Origin of the sequence: Amycolatopsis sp. YIM 10 (genome assembly GCF_009429145.1) — a bacterium.
GTDB lineage: Bacteria > Actinomycetota > Actinomycetes > Mycobacteriales > Pseudonocardiaceae > Amycolatopsis.
Map to the genome: position 1 here is coordinate 4,131,918 of NZ_CP045480.1, position 15,639 is coordinate 4,147,556.

16 protein-coding genes are annotated in these 15,639 nt (G+C 70.3%); 9 read left to right on the forward strand and 7 right to left on the reverse strand.

Translation table 11 applies throughout. The annotated features are described in order from the left end of the window. Positions 1 to 233 precede the first annotated feature (233 nt). Entirely contained in the window at positions 234 to 881 is a 648-nt protein-coding gene (locus YIM_RS19935) for a TetR/AcrR family transcriptional regulator (protein WP_153031789.1), read from the reverse strand. Positions 882 to 1,000: 119 nt separating this feature from the next. On the opposite strand from YIM_RS19935, the gene YIM_RS19940 reads away from it, so the two are divergent. Beyond that, the gene (locus tag YIM_RS19940; RefSeq protein WP_153031790.1) at positions 1,001 to 1,861 is read left to right on the forward strand and encodes a shikimate dehydrogenase; all 861 of its coding nucleotides are present in this window, start codon (positions 1,001 to 1,003) and stop codon (positions 1,859 to 1,861) included. After that, positions 1,854 to 3,629: a bifunctional sugar phosphate isomerase/epimerase/4-hydroxyphenylpyruvate dioxygenase family protein gene (locus YIM_RS19945; RefSeq protein WP_153031791.1), complete on the forward strand. Its 1,776-nt coding sequence runs from the start codon at positions 1,854 to 1,856 to the stop codon at positions 3,627 to 3,629. The genes YIM_RS19940 and YIM_RS19945 overlap by 8 nt, the downstream gene beginning before the upstream one ends. Positions 3,630 to 3,664: 35 nt before the next feature. Here the strand turns inward: YIM_RS19945 and YIM_RS19950 are convergent, their stop codons facing one another. Then, positions 3,665 to 4,078 carry a Dabb family protein gene (locus YIM_RS19950; protein ID WP_153031792.1) on the reverse strand — a complete coding sequence of 138 codons (414 nt, stop codon included), beginning with the start codon at positions 4,076 to 4,078 and terminating at the stop codon, positions 3,665 to 3,667. Between the two features lie 80 nt (positions 4,079 to 4,158). Here YIM_RS19950 and YIM_RS19955 point away from each other — a divergent pair, with 80 nt between their 5' ends. Both YIM_RS19955 and YIM_RS19960 read left to right on the forward strand, forming a co-directional pair. Next, positions 4,159 to 4,782 carry a TetR/AcrR family transcriptional regulator gene (locus YIM_RS19955; RefSeq protein ID WP_153031793.1) on the forward strand — a complete coding sequence of 208 codons (624 nt, stop codon included), beginning with the start codon at positions 4,159 to 4,161 and terminating at the stop codon, positions 4,780 to 4,782. A gap of 20 nt (positions 4,783 to 4,802) precedes the next feature. Continuing rightward, the gene (locus tag YIM_RS19960) at positions 4,803 to 5,048 is read left to right on the forward strand and encodes a hypothetical protein (RefSeq protein WP_153031794.1); all 246 of its coding nucleotides are present in this window, start codon (positions 4,803 to 4,805) and stop codon (positions 5,046 to 5,048) included. Here YIM_RS19960 and YIM_RS19965 read toward each other — a convergent pair. After that, on the reverse strand, positions 5,008 to 5,562 hold the full coding sequence (locus YIM_RS19965; RefSeq protein ID WP_153031795.1) for a helix-turn-helix domain-containing protein: 555 nt from the start codon (positions 5,560 to 5,562) through the stop codon (positions 5,008 to 5,010). The two genes, YIM_RS19960 and YIM_RS19965, sit on opposite strands and share 41 nt — an antisense overlap. 53 nt (positions 5,563 to 5,615) lie before the next feature. On the opposite strand from YIM_RS19965, the gene YIM_RS19970 reads away from it, so the two are divergent. Further along, complete coding sequence (locus YIM_RS19970) at positions 5,616 to 6,845, forward strand: MFS transporter (RefSeq protein WP_194240223.1); 1,230 nt, start codon at positions 5,616 to 5,618, stop codon at positions 6,843 to 6,845. On the opposite strand, the gene YIM_RS19975 is transcribed toward YIM_RS19970, so the two are convergent. Then, positions 6,809 to 8,653: an ABC transporter ATP-binding protein gene (locus YIM_RS19975; protein WP_370469000.1), complete on the reverse strand. Its 1,845-nt coding sequence runs from the start codon at positions 8,651 to 8,653 to the stop codon at positions 6,809 to 6,811. The two genes, YIM_RS19970 and YIM_RS19975, sit on opposite strands and share 37 nt — an antisense overlap. After that, a complete protein-coding gene (locus YIM_RS19980) occupies positions 8,650 to 10,383 on the reverse strand; it encodes an ABC transporter ATP-binding protein (RefSeq protein ID WP_153031796.1) in 1,734 nt (577 codons plus the stop codon). The genes YIM_RS19975 and YIM_RS19980 overlap by 4 nt, the downstream gene beginning before the upstream one ends. An 89-nt stretch (positions 10,384 to 10,472) precedes the next feature. Between YIM_RS19980 and YIM_RS19985 the strand changes: the two genes are divergently transcribed. After that, on the forward strand, positions 10,473 to 11,063 hold the full coding sequence (locus tag YIM_RS19985) for a TetR/AcrR family transcriptional regulator (protein ID WP_153031797.1): 591 nt from the start codon (positions 10,473 to 10,475) through the stop codon (positions 11,061 to 11,063). 120 nt (positions 11,064 to 11,183) lie between these two features. Then, the gene (locus YIM_RS19990) at positions 11,184 to 12,026 is read left to right on the forward strand and encodes an SGNH/GDSL hydrolase family protein (protein WP_153031798.1); all 843 of its coding nucleotides are present in this window, start codon (positions 11,184 to 11,186) and stop codon (positions 12,024 to 12,026) included. Between the two features lie 19 nt (positions 12,027 to 12,045). Here the strand turns inward: YIM_RS19990 and YIM_RS19995 are convergent, their stop codons facing one another. Continuing rightward, on the reverse strand, positions 12,046 to 13,281 hold the full coding sequence (locus YIM_RS19995) for a CdaR family transcriptional regulator (protein WP_153031799.1): 1,236 nt from the start codon (positions 13,279 to 13,281) through the stop codon (positions 12,046 to 12,048). 31 nt (positions 13,282 to 13,312) lie between these two features. On the opposite strand from YIM_RS19995, the gene YIM_RS20000 reads away from it, so the two are divergent. Continuing rightward, positions 13,313 to 13,759, forward strand: a complete 447-nt coding sequence (locus YIM_RS20000; protein WP_228004845.1) for an NUDIX hydrolase — start codon at positions 13,313 to 13,315, stop codon at positions 13,757 to 13,759. On the opposite strand, the gene YIM_RS20005 is transcribed toward YIM_RS20000, so the two are convergent. Further along, positions 13,746 to 14,147 (reverse strand): VOC family protein, encoded by a 402-nt coding sequence (locus YIM_RS20005; RefSeq protein WP_153031800.1) that lies wholly within the window; start codon positions 14,145 to 14,147, stop codon positions 13,746 to 13,748. The two genes, YIM_RS20000 and YIM_RS20005, sit on opposite strands and share 14 nt — an antisense overlap. 176 nt (positions 14,148 to 14,323) lie before the next feature. On the opposite strand from YIM_RS20005, the gene YIM_RS20010 reads away from it, so the two are divergent. Further along, entirely contained in the window at positions 14,324 to 15,541 is a 1,218-nt protein-coding gene (locus YIM_RS20010) for a cytochrome P450 (RefSeq protein WP_153031801.1), read from the forward strand. Positions 15,542 to 15,639 lie beyond the last annotated feature (98 nt).

Consider the following 15,639-nt stretch of genomic DNA (forward strand, 5'->3'; position numbering starts at 1 on the left):
CCTTGTGCAGGGGTCACTTGGGCTCCTGAAGTCCGTGCTCCGTTGCTCAGACACAGCGGGGGCGGGTTAATGAACCATCTAGTTAGTTAACACAGGCTGGACAACGGGACCCCCGATGTCAAGACCGCGGCCGGGGAAGTTCGCTGAGCTTGAGGGCGCGGCCGTGGAACCTCGTTCCGCTCAGAGGCGGACACCGGCCAGGTTCGCCGCCGGGGTGCGTTCCGCTGAGCGCCTCAGGCGGGCGCGGTGAGGTAGCTGATGACGAGGTCGCCGAGCAGGCGGCGCTGGTGGTCCCGCCGCTGCGGGTCGAGCAGGTCCCGGTCGAAGATGGCGGCGAAGGTGTGCCGGTTCGCCAGGCGGAAGACGCAGTACGAGCTGATCACCATGTGGATGTCGAGCGCGTCGACGTCGGTGCGGAAGCGGCCGGCGGCGCGCCCGCGGGACAGGATGCGCGTCAGCACGTCGAGTGCCGGGTTGGCCAGGCCCGATAGCACCTCCGAGCGCGCGATGTGCTCGGCGCGGTGGATGTTCTCGATGCTGACCAGCCGGATGAAGTCCGGGTGGGCCTCGTGGTGGTCGAAGGTCAGCTCCGCCAGCTGGCGGATGGCGTCCTCCGGCTCGAGGTGGTCGACGTCCAGCTGCTGCTCCAGCGCGCGGATCGCCGAATACGCCTGTTCGAGCACGGCGACGTAGAGCTGTTCCTTGCCGCCGAAGTAGTAGTAGATCATCCGCTTGGTGGTGCTGGTCCTGGCGGCGATCTCGTCCACCCTGGCCCCGGTGTAGCCCTTGTCGGCGAACTCGCTGGTGGCCACCGCGAGGATGTCGGCGCGGGTGCGCTCCTTGTCGCGCTGCCGCTCGACCTCGGACGACGGTGCGGCCACCGGCTCCCTCCGATTCGTTGGCGGACCACACCAACTCTAACCCAGCCCCCTTTCCGGGTGCCGGACCCCGCGCTACAGTGAACTCACCAGTTAGTACATTAATCGCCGGAAGGCCTGTGGTGACCAGCTATCTCATCGGACTGATCGGTTCCGGCATCGGGCCGTCACTGAGCCCGGCCCTGCACGAGCGCGAAGCGGACCGGCTCGGCCTGCGTTACCTGTACCGCCGCCTCGACCTCGACGTGCTGGACCGCCCGTCCGGAGAGGTGTTCGAAGCCGCGCGGCTGGCCGGGTTCGACGGGCTCAACGTGACCCATCCCGCCAAGCAGTCGGTGCTCGACCACCTCGACGAGCTGTCACCGGAGGCCGCCGCGCTCGGCGCGGTGAACACCGTTGTCTTCGACCGCGGCCGCGCGATCGGCCACAACACCGACAGCACCGGCTTCGCCGGCAGCCTCAGCCGCGGCCTGCCCGACGCCGCGATGGACACCGTGCTGCTGCTGGGCGCGGGTGGCGCGGGCGCCGCCGTCGCGCACGCGCTGCTCTCACTGGGCACCGGCACCCTGCACGTCCACGACGTCGACGAAGGCCGGTCCGCGAAGCTGGTTTCCGCGCTGTGCCGGCGTTTCGGCGCCGATCGGGCCGTCGCCGGAAATCTCGACGTGCTCGAAACCGCCGACGGCCTGGTGCACGCGACACCGACCGGCATGGCGCAGTACCCGGGTAACCCGGTGCCCGCTTCGGCGCTGCGGCCGGAACTGTGGGTGGCCGACATCGTCTACCGTCCACTTGAGACGGAACTGCTGCGCACCGCGGCCGCGCGCGGTTGCCGGGTGCTCGACGGCGGCGGCATGGTGGTGCGGCAGGCGGCCGACTCGTTCCGGTTGTTCACCGGCATCGAACCGGACACCGAGCGCATGCTGCGGCACTTCGGCGAACTCGCGGCCGACGAGGGAAAGGCGGTGTACGCCCGTGGTTAGCACCGGAGCCGAACGCCGGACCGCGATCGCCACCGTCTGCCTGTCCGGCACGCTGGAGGACAAGCTGGCGGCCGCGTCCGCCGCCGGGTTCGACGGGGTCGAGATCTTCGAGAACGACCTGCTCGCCTCGCGCCTGTCCCCGGCCGGGATCCGGCGCCACTGCGCGGATCTGGGCCTGTCGATCGATCTCTACCAGCCGTTCCGCGATTTCGAGGCGGTGCCGCCGGAGCTGTTCCGGGCCAACCTCCGGCGGGCCGCGCGCAAGCTGGACCTGATGGCCGAACTGGGCACCGGCACCGTGCTGGTCTGCTCCTCGGTCTCGCCCGACGCGGTGGACGACGACGAACTCGCCGCCGAGCACCTGCACGCCCTCGCCGAACTGGCGGGTGAGCGCGGAATGCGCATCGCCTACGAAGCACTGGCGTGGGGCCGGTTCGTCAACACCTACCAGCGTTCGTGGCGGATCGTCCGGCGGGCCGCGCACCCGGCGCTCGGCCTGTGCCTGGACAGCTTCCACATTCTCTCGGTCGGCGGGGATCCGGCGGCGATCCGGACCATTCCCGGCGAAAAGATCTTCTTCGTGCAGCTCGCCGACGCGCCCCGGCTGGCGATGGACGTGCTGCAGTGGAGCAGGCACCACCGGCTCTTCCCCGGACAGGGCGAGTTCGACCTGACCGCGTTCACCGGGCACGTGCTGGCCACCGGGTACGCCGGGCCGCTGTCACTGGAGGTGTTCAACGACGTCTTCCGGCAGGCCGATCCGCGGCTCACCGCGGTCGACGCGATGCGGTCGCTGCTGGCGTTGCAGGAATCGCTCGGCCTGGTCGAACTCCCCGAAGCACCGGCGCTGCACGGGCACGCGTTCGCCGAACTCGCCGCATCCTCCGGTGAGGATGTGGGGAAGGTGCTCGCCGGGCTCGGGTTCAGCGTCGCGGGCCACCACCGGAGCAAGCCGGTGAGCCTGTGGGCGCAGGGTGGCGCGCGCGTGCTGGTCAACGAAACCGGGGAACGCACGGCGATCGCGGTCGAGAGCGAAGATCCGGAGCGCTCGGCCCGGCGGGCCGCGGCCTTCCTCGCCCAGCCGTTGCCGCGCGGCCGGGAGGCGGTCGCGGCCCCCGATTCCACCGAGTTGTTCTTCTGCGGCAGCGAAGACTGGCTGGCCGACTTCGACCTGACCGGCGAAACCGGGGAAACCGCGAACACCGCTGGGATCACCGGCATCGACCACGTCGCGCTGACCCAGCCGTTCGACCAGTTCGAGGAAGCCGCCCTGTTCTACCGGTCGGTGCTGGGCCTGCGACTGGAGCCCGTGGTGGAGTTCGCCGCGCCGTTCGGCCTCGTCCGCAGCCGCGCCGCCGCGCACCAGGGCGTGCGGCTGACCCTGGACACCGCGCTCGTGCGCCGCGGGGAATGGGCCCCTGCCGTGCGCGAACCGCAGCACATCGCCTTCGCCACCGGCGACGCGATCGCCAGTGCGAAGGCGATGCGCGCACTCGGCGCGCCGCTGCTGGAGATTCCCGGCAACTACTACGACGATCTCGAGGCCCGGCTCGATCTCGACCCGGAACTGCTGGCCGAGCTGCGTGCCGAGTCGGTGCTCTACGACCGCGACGAGCACGGCGAATTCCTGCACTTCTACACCGACCTGGCGGGGGAGCGGGTGTTCTTCGAAGTGGTGCAGCGCGTCGGCGGCTACCGCGGGTACGGCGTGGCGAACGCGCCGATCCGGATGGCAGCCCACCGCGACCGCAGGCTCAGCGCGCGTTAGAGGGCACGCAGGTAAGGCAAGGCCATCCACCTGCCCTACTTGCGCGCCCTCTCAGCGATCCGCGCCTCGGGAATGCTGTCTAGCGCCTGGGCCCAGTCCGGGTACTTCGCGACCTTGGCCAGGTGCAGCGCCATCACCTTCTCGCTCAGCTCCGGGTCGAGGTCGTCGGAGAGCCGGACCGCGGACATGCGCTGGATGTGCGGCAGGATCTCCCAGTCCCCGGACAGGTGCACCGGGTCGTGCATGTACCGCTCCAGCGCGGCCAGGTCGGCGATCCCGGCGAGATAGGTGTGCGTGAACCCCTCCGCCGGGTCCCCGATGTCCTGTCCCACCGTGGAGAACGACACCGACTCCACCGAAGCCGTGCGCCGCATCGCGGCCAGCACGGTCTCCTTGCTTTCTTCGCTGGTCCCGTCCTTGAAGCTGAACCGCAGGATGTTGACGATCATGCCTACCTCCGAATTGAACCGATGGGTTCAATCTAGTGTTCTAATCGGTTCGTTCGCAAGAACCGGGATATGCTGCTGAGGTGACCACTGCCTCACGGGGGCGGATCGACAAGCGGCAGTCGATCCTGACCGCCGCGTTCACCGTCTTCGCGCGCCGCGGGTACGCCGAAGCCTGCGTCAAGGAGATCGCCGAGGAGGCGGGCGTCGCCAAGCCGACGGTCTACAACCACCTCAACGACAAGGAAAACCTCTTCCGCCACGCCATCGAGGCCGCCGCCGACGAGGTGATGGCGGCCAATCTCGAGGTGGTGGAACGGCTGCGCGAGCCGGGCGACGACCTGCGCGCGGCGCTGGAGGACGTGGCGCACCGGCTGGCCCAGGTGTGCTGCGGGGAGCGGTCGCGCTCGCTGCGGCGCCTGACCTACGGCCAGGTGGCGCGGTTTCCCGAGCTGATCGAACTGGTCCAGGCCCGCACCTCGGACAAGGTCGCCGAAGCGCTGGCCGACCGGCTCGCCCGGTTCTCGCTCGCCGGGCGCCTGCGGTCGTGCGATCCGGCGGTGGCCTCGGGGCAGTTGCTCGCCCTGCTCACCGGACCGCTGGAGAACCGGTCTCACCTCGGCACGCGCAAGGTGCCCGCGACGGAGGTGCGGGCGGTGTCCGACGCGGCCGTCGACACCTTCCTGCGCGCGTACGCGGCCGGATGACCTCGACGCGGACGCTTCCGGTGCGGGATCGGCCCGGCAGGCGCGCGTGGCTCGGCCCGATCGCGCTGCTGCTGGCCGTGCTGTGCTGGTTCATGCCGCTGGGCGGGGTGGCGGTGGCCGTCGCGGCGATCGCCTGCGCGAGCGCCTCCATCCTCACCGACCGCCAGTACCGGCTCGACTGGACCGCGGTGGCCGGGGCCTCGATCGGCGCCGGTCAGCTGTTCTTCACGGTGTTCCTGATGGCGATGGAGGCTGCGGGCCACTGAGGCTGTGCAGCAGGAAAATGCCGCTGAGCACCGGCTTTCCCGCGCGCTGGTCGTCGTTGGCCACGTACTCGTCGAGCACTTCGAGGATGCGGCGGTCCAGCTCGGCGATGTCGTCATCGGACAGATGCAGGGTGAACCGCTCGTACAGCCGCACCGACTCCGGGCCCGCCTCCCGCAGTTCCTCCTGGAACGCGACCACCGGCGCGGACCGCTCGTCCGCGGTCTCGGCTTCGAGCAGCGGGCCGTCCAGCCACCAGGTCTGGGTCGCGCTCCGGTAGGGCTTCTCCAGCGCGCCGCTCGCGCCGGTGCGGACCGGCGCCTGCTCGAGCAGGCCGGCCTCGGTGAGCTGGCGGACGTGGTGCAGTACCGTGCCCGGGTCGCGGCCGAGCCGGTCGGCCAGCTGCTTGTTGGTCAGCTCGTGTTCCTTGCACAACCGCAGGATGCGCAGGCGCAGCGGATGCCCGAGCGCCTTCACCTCGCGGGCGGTGGCCGCCCGCCGCTTCTGGCCGGTCATGGGAAGATAGTACATCGATGGAGTTTTCCCCATCGATGTGCCATTCTCCATTCATGGTTGCTCTGGGGGGTGCCTACTGGCGCCTGTGGCTCTCATCCGCGCTGTCGAACCTCGCCGATGGCGTGTTCAAGGTCGCCCTGCCGCTGGTGGCCGTCGGGCTGACGCGGTCGCCCACGCTGATCGCCGGGCTCACGCTGGCCGTCAGGCTGCCGTGGTTGCTCTTCGCCCTACCGGCGGGTGCGCTGGCCGATCGGCTCGACCGCCGTCACGCCATGCTCGGCGCGAACTTCGCGCGCGCCGGGCTGCTCGCGGTACTCGCGCTGACGGTGTCACTGGACATCGCGTCGATCTGGGTGCTCTACGCCATCGCGTTCGCGGTGGGCATCACCGAGACGATCTACGACACCTGTGCGCAGTCGATCGTGCCGCAGCTGGTGGGCCGTGACCAGCTGTCGCGGGCGAACGGCCGCCTGTTCGCCGCCGAGCTGACCGCCAACGAGTTCCTCGGCCCGCCGCTGGCCGGGCTGCTGGTGGCCGCGGGCGCGCTGGCCTCCTTCGTCACCCCGGCCGGGTTGTGGCTGGCGGCGATCGGCGCGTTGTTCCTGGTGCGCGGGTCGTTCCGGCCATCGGGGGAGGGCCCGCCGAGGGACAGGCCGTCGAGCCTGCGCGCCGACATCGCCGAAGGCCTGCGGTTCCTGTTCCGCGACCGGGTGTTGCGGACGATCTCGGTGATGGTGGGCGTGTTCAACTTCGCCGACACGGCGGTTTTCGCCGTGCTCGTGCTGCACGCGGTCGGCCCGGGTTCGGCGATGGGCCTGTCCGAGCAGGCGTTCGGCCTCATGCTGACCGGCGTCGCGGTCGGCGGGCTGCTCGGCTCGCTCGCCGGCGAGTGGGCCGAGCGCGTGCTGGGGCGGGCGTGGACGATCGGACTCGGGTTCGTCGCGAGCGGGGTTATGCTCGGAACGCCCGCGGTGAGCACGGATCCGTACGTGGTCGGCGCCGCGTTCGTGCTCGGCGGTGCCGGACTGATGGTCGCCAACGTGGTGATGGTGTCGCTGCGCCAGCGCCTCACCCCGGACCACCTGCTCGGCCGCGTCAACAGCGTGCACCGGTTGCTGGCCTGGGGCACCATGCCGCTCGGCGCCGCCGCGGGCGGCCTGCTCGCCCAGTGGCTCGGCCTGCCCGCGACGTTCGCCACGATGGCGGCGCTGACCCTGCTCCTGCTCCTCGGTGTGGTCCGGCTGCGTCAGTCCGTCGCTGGTCGGCGGAACTGCGCGGCGTAGAGGCGGTGGTAGGCGCCTTCGGCCGCGAGCAGTTCCGCGTGCGTGCCCTGTTCGACGATGCGGCCCGACTCCATCACCAGGATCAGGTCCGCGTCGCGGATGGTGGACAGCCGGTGCGCGATGACGAAGCTGGTCCGGTTCGACCGCAGCGCCGCCATCGCGTGCTGCACCAGCGATTCGGTGCGCGTGTCCACCGAACTGGTCGCCTCGTCCAGGATCAGCAGCGACGGGTCGGCCAGGAACGCCCGCGCGATGGTGAGCAACTGCTTCTCCCCGGCGCTGATGTTGGTGCCGTCGTCGTCGATCACCGTGTCGTAGCCGTCGGGCAGGCTGCGCACGAACCGGTCGACGAAGGTGGCCTTCGCCGCCGCCTCGATCTGCTCGGTGGTGGCATCGGGCCTGCCGTAGGCGATGTTGTCCCGGATGGTGCCGCCGAACAGCCAGGTGTCCTGCAGCACCATGCCGATCTGCCCGCGCAGCCCGGCCCGGTCGAGCCGGGTGATGTCGGTGTGGTCCAGCGTGATCCGGCCCGAATCCAGCTCGTAGAACCGCATGATCAGGTTGACCAGCGTGGTCTTGCCCGCCCCGGTCGGCCCGACCACGGCCACCGTCTGGCCCGGTTCGGCGACCAGCGACAGGTCCTCGATCAACGGCGTGTCCGGTTCGTAGGAGAAGCTGACCCGCTCGAACTCGACGCGCCCGCGCCGCTGTGCCGCCCGCTCCGGAACGGCCGGATCGGGTTCCTGCTCCTCGGCATCGAGCAACTCGAACACCCGCTCCGCCGAGGCCACCCCGGACTGCAGCAGGTTCGCCATCGACGCCGCCTGCGTCAGCGGCTGGGTGAACTGCCGCGAGTACTGGAGAAATGCCTGCACGTCACCGATGGTCATCGCGCCGGTGGTCACCCGGAGCCCGCCGACCACCGCCAGCGCGAGATAGCTGAGGTTGGACACGAACATCATCGACGGCATGATCACGCCGGAGACGAACTGCGCGCCGAGGCTGGCACCGAACAACTTGTCGTTGCGCTCGCGGAACTCCCGCTCCACCTCTTCGCGGCGGCCGAACGCGGTGACCAGCTCGTGCCCGGAGAAGGCCTCCTCGATCTGCGCGTTGAGCGAACCGGTGTGCTTCCACTGCGCCACAAAAAGCTTCTGCGACCGCTTCCCGATCACCCGGGTGACCACAATGGACAGCGGAACCGCGGTGAGCGCGATCAGCGCCAGCAGCGGCGAGATGACCAGCATCATCACCAGCACGCCGAGCACGGTCAGCACCGCCGAGAGCAGCTGGCTCAACGTCTGCAGCAGGGTCTGGGAGATGTTGTCGATGTCGTTGGTGACCCGGCTGAGCAGCTCACCGCGCGGCTGCCGGTCGTAGTAACGCAGCGGCAGCCGGTGCAGCTTGCCCTCGACCTCCTCGCGCAGCCGGTACACGAAGCGCTGCACCACGTTGTTCAGCAACCGCCCCTGCACCCAGGCGAACACCGACGAGGCCAGGTACAGCCCGAGCACCCACGCGAGCACCTCGCCGAGCGCGGCGAAGTCCAGTGCGCCGCGTTGCACACCGGCGATCACCACGTCCGTGGCGTGGCCGAGCACCTTGGGCCCGGCCACCGAAAGCGCGACGCTGGCGACCCCGAGCGCGATGATCACCAGCAGCAGCGGGCGTTCCCCGCGCAGCCTGCCGAGCAGCCGCTTCGCCGAGGCCGAGAAGTTCTCCGCCTTGCTCGCCGGCATGCCGATGGCCGGTCCTCGGCCGAACATCGACGCCTGCTGCTGCGGCCGGTTCGTGGTGGGGGCGCTCATGCCGCGGGCTCCGGGGTCAGCTGGGACTGGACGATCTCGAGATAGGTGGGGCAGTTCGCCATCAGCTCGGTGTGCGTGCCGATTCCGACCACGGAACCGTTCTCCAGCACCACGATCTGCTCGGCATCGACCACAGTGGACACCCGCTGGGCGACCACCAGCACCGCGGCGTCGGCGGTGTGCGGCCGCAGCGCCGCGCGCAGGGCGGCGTCGGTGGCCAGGTCGAGCGCGGAGAACGAGTCGTCGAACAGGTAGATCTCCGGTTTGCGCACCAGCGCGCGGGCGATGGAGAGCCGCTGGCGCTGCCCGCCGGAGACGTTCGTGCCGCCCTGGGTGATCGGCGCGTCGAGACCGCCCTTCATCGCTTCGACGAACTCGCGGGCCTGCGCGATTTCCAGTGCCTCCCACAGTTCTTCGTCGGTGGCCGCCGGATTCCCGTAACGCAGGTTGCTCGCCACGGTGCCGGTGAACAGGTACGGCCGCTGCGGCACCAGCCCGATCCGGCCACGCAGCAGCGCGGGGTCGAGCCGCCGCACGTCCACGCCGTTGACCAGCAGGCTGCCGCCGGTGACGTCGAGCAGGCGGGGGATCAGCGAGACCAGCGTGGTCTTCCCGGCGCCCGTGCTGCCCACGATCGCGGTGGTTTTGCCCGGCTCCGCGCGGAAGGAAACCCCGCGCAGCACCGGATCCGCGGCACCGGGGTAGCGCAGTTCGACGTCGCGGAACTCCACCTCACCGCGGGCGGTCACCTCCCGGACCGGGTTTTCCGGTGGTAGCACCGAGGATTCGGTGTCCAGCACCTCGACGATGCGCTCGGCGCAGACCGACGCGCGCGGGATCATCGTCGCGATGAAGGTCACCATCATCACCGAGGTGAGGATCAGCATCAGGTAGCTCAGGAACGCGACCATCGCGCCGACCTGCAGCTGTCCCTCGGCGACCCGGTGCGCGCCGAACCAGACCACGGCCACGCTGGAGGCGTTGAGCACCAGCATCACGATCGGGAACAGCAGCGCCTGCAGCCGCCCGACGCGCAGCGCGGTGTCGGTCAGCGCGGAGTTGGCCTCGGCGAAGCGGCGAGTCTCCACCGGTTCGCGGACGAAGGCGCGGACCACGCGGATGCCGGAGAGCTGCTCGCGCAGCACGCGGTTCACCGTGTCGATGCGGTCCTGCATGGTGCGGAAGCGCGGCACCATGCGGACGATGATCAGGCCCATCGCCACCAGCAGCACCGGTACCGCGACCAGCATCAGCCACGACAGCCCGGCGTCCTCGCGAATGGCCAGCACGATGCCGCCGACGGACATGATCGGCGCGGTGACCAGCATCGTGCAGGCCACCACCACCAGCATCTGCACCTGCTGCACGTCGTTGGTGTTGCGGGTGATCAGCGAGGCGGCGCCGAAGCCGGAGACCTCCCTGGCGGAGAACGCGCCCGCGCGGTGGAAGATCGACGCGCGCACGTCGCGGCCGAAGCTCATCGCGACCCGCGCGCCGAGGTAGACCGCGCCGGTCGAGCACACGATCTGCAGCAGCGTGACCGCGAGCATCCAGCCGCCGGTGCGCAGGATGTACCCGGTGTCACCGGTGGCCACGCCCTGGTCGATGATGTCGGCGTTCAGGCTCGGCAGGTACAGCGAGCCCATCGTGCCGACCAGCTGCAGCAGCACCACCCAGGCCAGTTCGCGCCGGTACGGCCGCAGGTGACCGCGCAGCAGGCGACTCAGCAAGTCCGACCCCCAGGAAGAAACGTTCCGTATCTTACCGGGTCAGGCTACAGTCCCGATCGGGAAACGCAACCGGGATAAAAGGGGCACTGTTGGCAGAGGCGCGGTCTCGCCGCCGAGGCGAACACCTCGAACAGGCGATCTTCGAAGCCGTGTGGGCGGAACTGCTCGACGTCGGCTACGCGAAGCTCACCATGGAGGCGGTCGCCGCGCGGGCCGGGACCAGCAAGCCGGTGCTGTACCGGCGGTGGGCCGGCCGGGCCGAACTGGTGCTGGCCGCCTGGCGGCACCGGCTCCCGGTGTCTTTCGAGCTGCCGGACACCGGGACGCTCTCCGGTGACCTGAAGGAACTGCTCGGCCGGTCCCTGTGCCGGTTCGAGGACTTCTCGCCGGACCTGCTGGCCGGGCTGACCACCGAGACCTTCCGTGATCCGGAGGTGTTCGCCCTGCTGCGCAAGCAGATCGCGAAGGCCGCGCCGGGACAGGCGTTCGAGGCGCTGATCCGGCGGGCGGTCGAGCGCGGTGAACTCGCCGAGCCGCGGCTGAGCCCGCGGGTGCTGGCGCTGCCGCTGGACCTGATCCGCGCCGACGCGGTGCTCTACGGCAGGCAGCTGACCGAGGTCCGCGTCGCCGAAATCGTCGACGACATCTTCCTCCCGTTGTTGCGCGGCCTCGCCGCTTAGTGGTGGCCGCTTGGTGATCGGTCACAAAACCCGGCTCCGGACTCTGGATTTCTTCCCACCGCCGCCGCGGCCTTCCGGTCGCAGGATGTGAGCACACGACAACGGCGTTGGAGGTTCGGGATGGGGCTGGGCAGGCAGATCACGGCGGGATTGGCGGCGGCTCTGTCGGCTGCCACGGCTCTGGCCGCACCCGCGCAAGCAGCGGAACCACTGGAGTACGTCGCCCTCGGCGACTCCGCGGCGGCGGGCCCGCTGATCCCGGACCAGGATCCGAACCTGCTGTGCCTGCGCTCGGACCGCGACTACCCGGCACTCGTGGCCGAGGAGCTTGGCGCGGAGCTGACCGACGTGACCTGCTCCGGCGCGACCACCGACGACTTCGCCGGCCGCCGCCTCGGTGTGCTGCCGCCGCAGTTCGACGCGCTGACCGAGGACACGGACCTGGTCTCGATCACCATCGGCGCCAACGATTCCGGGCTCTTCCAGCACGCGCTGAGCTGTATCAACCTGCTGCCGGAACCGGCCGGGCTGTCGTGCGCGGACCGGCTCACCGCGGGCGGGAAGGACACGCTGGCCGAGGCCGTCGACGCCTGGGCGCCGGAGTTCGGCGCCGCGCTCGACGAGGTGGCCCGGCGCGCGCCGTCGGCGAAGATCCTGGTCACCGGCTACGGCACCTACATCCGCCGCGACGGCTGCTACCCGGTCCAGCCGGTGTGGGCGCGGGACGCGAACTACCTGCAGGGCGTGATGAACCGGATCAGCTCGGTGGCACGGGAACAGGCCGCGGCCCACGGTGCGTCCTTTGTGGACTTCGCCGAGGTCACCGTCGGCCACGACATCTGCGCGGCCCCGCGCGACCGGTACCTCGAAGGCCTGGTCCCGGTGAACGCGGCCGCCCCGCTGCACCCCAACGCGCAGGGCATGGCCGCCTTCGCCGAGGCCGTCACCACCGCGGCGCGCTGAGCCGTGCGCCTGCTCGCGCTCAACCACGGCGGACTGCGGGCCCGGTGTTCGGGGGCTGACCGGCTCGGCCGTCCTCGGCCGCCCGTGCGGCGAGTGCGGCCCGGAGCAGGGCGACGTCACTGATCCGCGTCGGGTCGAGGCCGGTGAGGTCGGTGATGCGGCGGAGCCGGTAGTCGACCGTGTTCGGGTGGACGTGCAGTTCGGTCGCGGTCGGGCGCCGGTTGCCGCGGCGCAGGTAGGTCTCCAGGGTGCGCACCAGCTCCTCGTGCCCGGACAACGGCGCCAGCATCGCCGAAAGCCGGTCGAGCGCGGCGCCCGGCCGTGACATCTGGTACTCCAGCAGCACGTCGTCGAGCCGGTAGAGGCCCGGCGCCCGGCCGGAGTTCCGCGCCACCCGCAGCACTTCGCGGGCCAGCTCGGCCGCGGCGGGAACCTCCGGCGGTTCCGCGGCGGCCGCGCCCGCGGTGATCGCGGCACCCGCCGCGCGGCTCGCGTCCGCGAAGATCCGGTCCAGCCGCGCCCAGTCCGGAGTGGCTGTTGCCGGCAGGAGCGCGAGCCCGCCCGCCGGGGTGAACGAGGACAGCACCGGGTCGCGGAACTGGCGTTCCAGCTCGACGCGCAGCCGCCGGAGCTTGCGGCGCCCGGCCACCGTCGGGTCCACCCCGTCGGCCGATTCGTCGGCGTGCGCCCCGATTTCCACCGCGAGCACGACGTAGCGGGGCGGTAACCCGGCGACCGCCGACGGCGTCCCGTCGAGCAGGGAGGACAGCAGTGACCGCTCGTCGTCGAAGACCGCTTGGCGCTCGTCCAGATACCCGGCGCCGACCGCGGGCGCGACCAGTTCGAGGTAACGCAGGGCGAGCGTGTTCACCGCCATCACGTCGCCGACCTCGGCCGGGCGCACCTGGCCGGTCAGCGACTCCCACACCACCTCGATGCCGATGTGGTAGGCGGTGAGCACGATGTCGATCGGAATGCCCTCCTCGGCCCGGCGGGCCGCGGACTCACGCAGGAAGTCCAGCTCCGGCCGGCCGGGCAGCTCACGGGTGCGCAGGACCTCGGTGAACGAGCGCAGGTTCTGCTCGATCACCCGGGTGATGTCACCGGTCAGCTGCTCGGCGGGCAGCAGCCCGTAGGCGGGGACCCGCGCGGTGAGCGCTTCGAGCACCAGCCCGGTGTAGGCGGACAGCTCGTCGGAGAGCCGCTCGTGCAGCGGCCTGCCCCCGACCACCAGCTGTCCGACCTTGTTACCCATCACAACAGCCTAGGCGAGTACCTTCGGCACCGTGGTGATCCGGGACGACGCGGGCAACGAGTTGCTCGGCTTCCACCCGGAACTCGGGCCCGAGCCGATGCCACTCGCGCTGGTGGTGGTCGAATCCGGCGGGCTGGTGCTGATGATGCTCAACGCCTTCCGCCGGCAGTGGGAGCTGCCGGGCGGCATGCTCGAACCGGGGGAGACCCCGGAAGCGGCGGCACTGCGGGAACTGGCCGAGGAGACCGGCATCCCGGCCACGGCGGCGGAGTTCGCCGCCGTGGCCGGGTTCGCGTTGGTGGCGCCGGTCCGGCGCGAGTTCGCCGCGGTCTACCGGCTGGTGTTCGACGACCGGCCGCGGCCGGTGGTCAGCGACGAGGCACTGGACTTCCGCTGGTGGGATCCGGCCACGCCGGTCCCGGCCGGGATGAGCCCGCTCGACGCCGGGATCGCGCGGCGCGTGGTCATGCCTGGCTGATGTTGACCATCCACGAAATGCCGAACTGATCTTCACAGGCGCCGAATTCGTCGCCCCACATCTGCTTTTCCAGCGGTACCGAAACGGTGCCCTTCGCCGACAAGCGCTCCCAGTAGCCGCGCAGTTCGTCCGCGTCGTCACCGCTGAGGCTGATCGAGATGTTCGTGCCGGGCTTGTATTCCATGCCGGTCGGCGTGTCCGCCCCCATCAGGGTGAATCCGCTCGGCGTTTCCAGCATGCCGTGCATGATCTTTTCCTGGTCGTGGTCCGCACCGGCCTCGCCGAAGGTGTTCAGCACCAGCTCACCGTCGAACACCTCGCGGTAGAACTCCATCGCCGCTCTCGCGGTGCCGTCGAAGCTGATGTAGGGATTGAGCCTGCTGGGCATCGGAAGCTCCTCTGTTCGTAACGGAGCGCCATACTCGCAGACCGGGCGGAGCCCGACAACGCTCGATCGGGTAGCACCGCATTACGGCATTCGGCTCGCTTTTTCACTCCGGAGTGGGTAATTGTCGTACGTCTCGCTAACCTGGCTGGCCCGTTCACTGCCGACCGAGGAGCGTAATGACTACCGCACGTGAGGCACCGGACATCCTTTCCCCCGAATTCGCCGCGGACCCGTACTCGGCCTACCGGATCATGCTGGCGGACCGGCCGCTGATCTGGCACGAGGCCATGTCGAGCTACATCGTTTCGCGCTACGAGGACGTGTCGAGGGCGTTCAAGGAGCCGGCCTTCACCACGGACAACTACGGCTGGCAACTGGAACCGGTGCACGGCAGGACCATTCTCCAGCTGAGCGGCCGCGAGCACGCGGTCCGCCGGGCGCTGATCGCCCCGGCCTTCCGCGGCAGCGAACTCGAGCGCAGGTTCCGCCCGGTGATCGAAGCCAACGCGCGACGGCTGATCGATGCCTTCCGCGACAAGGGATCCGCCGATCTGGTCACCGACTTCGCCCGCCGGTTCCCGATCGGGGTGATCGTCGACATGCTGGGCCTCGATCCCGGCGACCACGACCGGTTCCAGCGCTGGTACACCTCGATCATCGCCTTCCTCGGCAACCTGAGCCAGGACGAGCGGATCACCGCCGACGGCCTGCGCACGCGCGCCGAGTTCGCCGAGTACATGGTGCCGGTCATCCGGCAGCGCCGGGAGAACCTCGGTGACGACCTGCTTTCCACCCTGTGCGCGGCCGAGGTCGACGGCACGAAGATGAGCGACGAGGACATCAAGGCCTTCTGCAGCCTGCTGCTCGCCGCGGGCGGGGAGACCACGGACAAGGCGATCGCGAGCATCTTCAAGAACCTGCTGGAGCACCCGGACCAGCTCGCCGCGGTGCGGGCCGACCGGAGCCTGGTCCCGCGGGCGTTCGCGGAAACCCTGCGCTACACCCCGCCGGTGCACATGATCATGCGCCAGCCCGCCGAGGACGTCGAACTCGGCGGTGGCGTGATCCCGGCGGGCAGCACGGTGACCTGCCTGATCGGCGCGGCCAACCGCGACGGCCGCCGCTTCGCCGACGCCGACCGGTTCGACATCTTCCGCACCGACCTGCCGACGCAGACCGCGTTCTCCGCGGCGGCGAGCCACCTTTCCTTCGCACTGGGACGCCACTTCTGCGTCGGCGCGCTGCTGGCGAAGACCGAAGTGGAGGTCGGCGTGAACCAGTTGCTCGACGCCATGCCGGACCTGCGCCTCGCCGATGGTTTCACCCCGGTCGAGGAAGGGGTGTTCACCAGGGGCCCGGCCTCACTGCCGGTGCGCTTCACCCCGGTGGCCTGAGCACACGGCCCACGTGGCCCGGAATGCGCGCGGGTGTGGGACCCGGCTGCCGGACCGCGGAACTCGCCCCCCGCACGGCGAGTTCCGGCGGCCCGGCC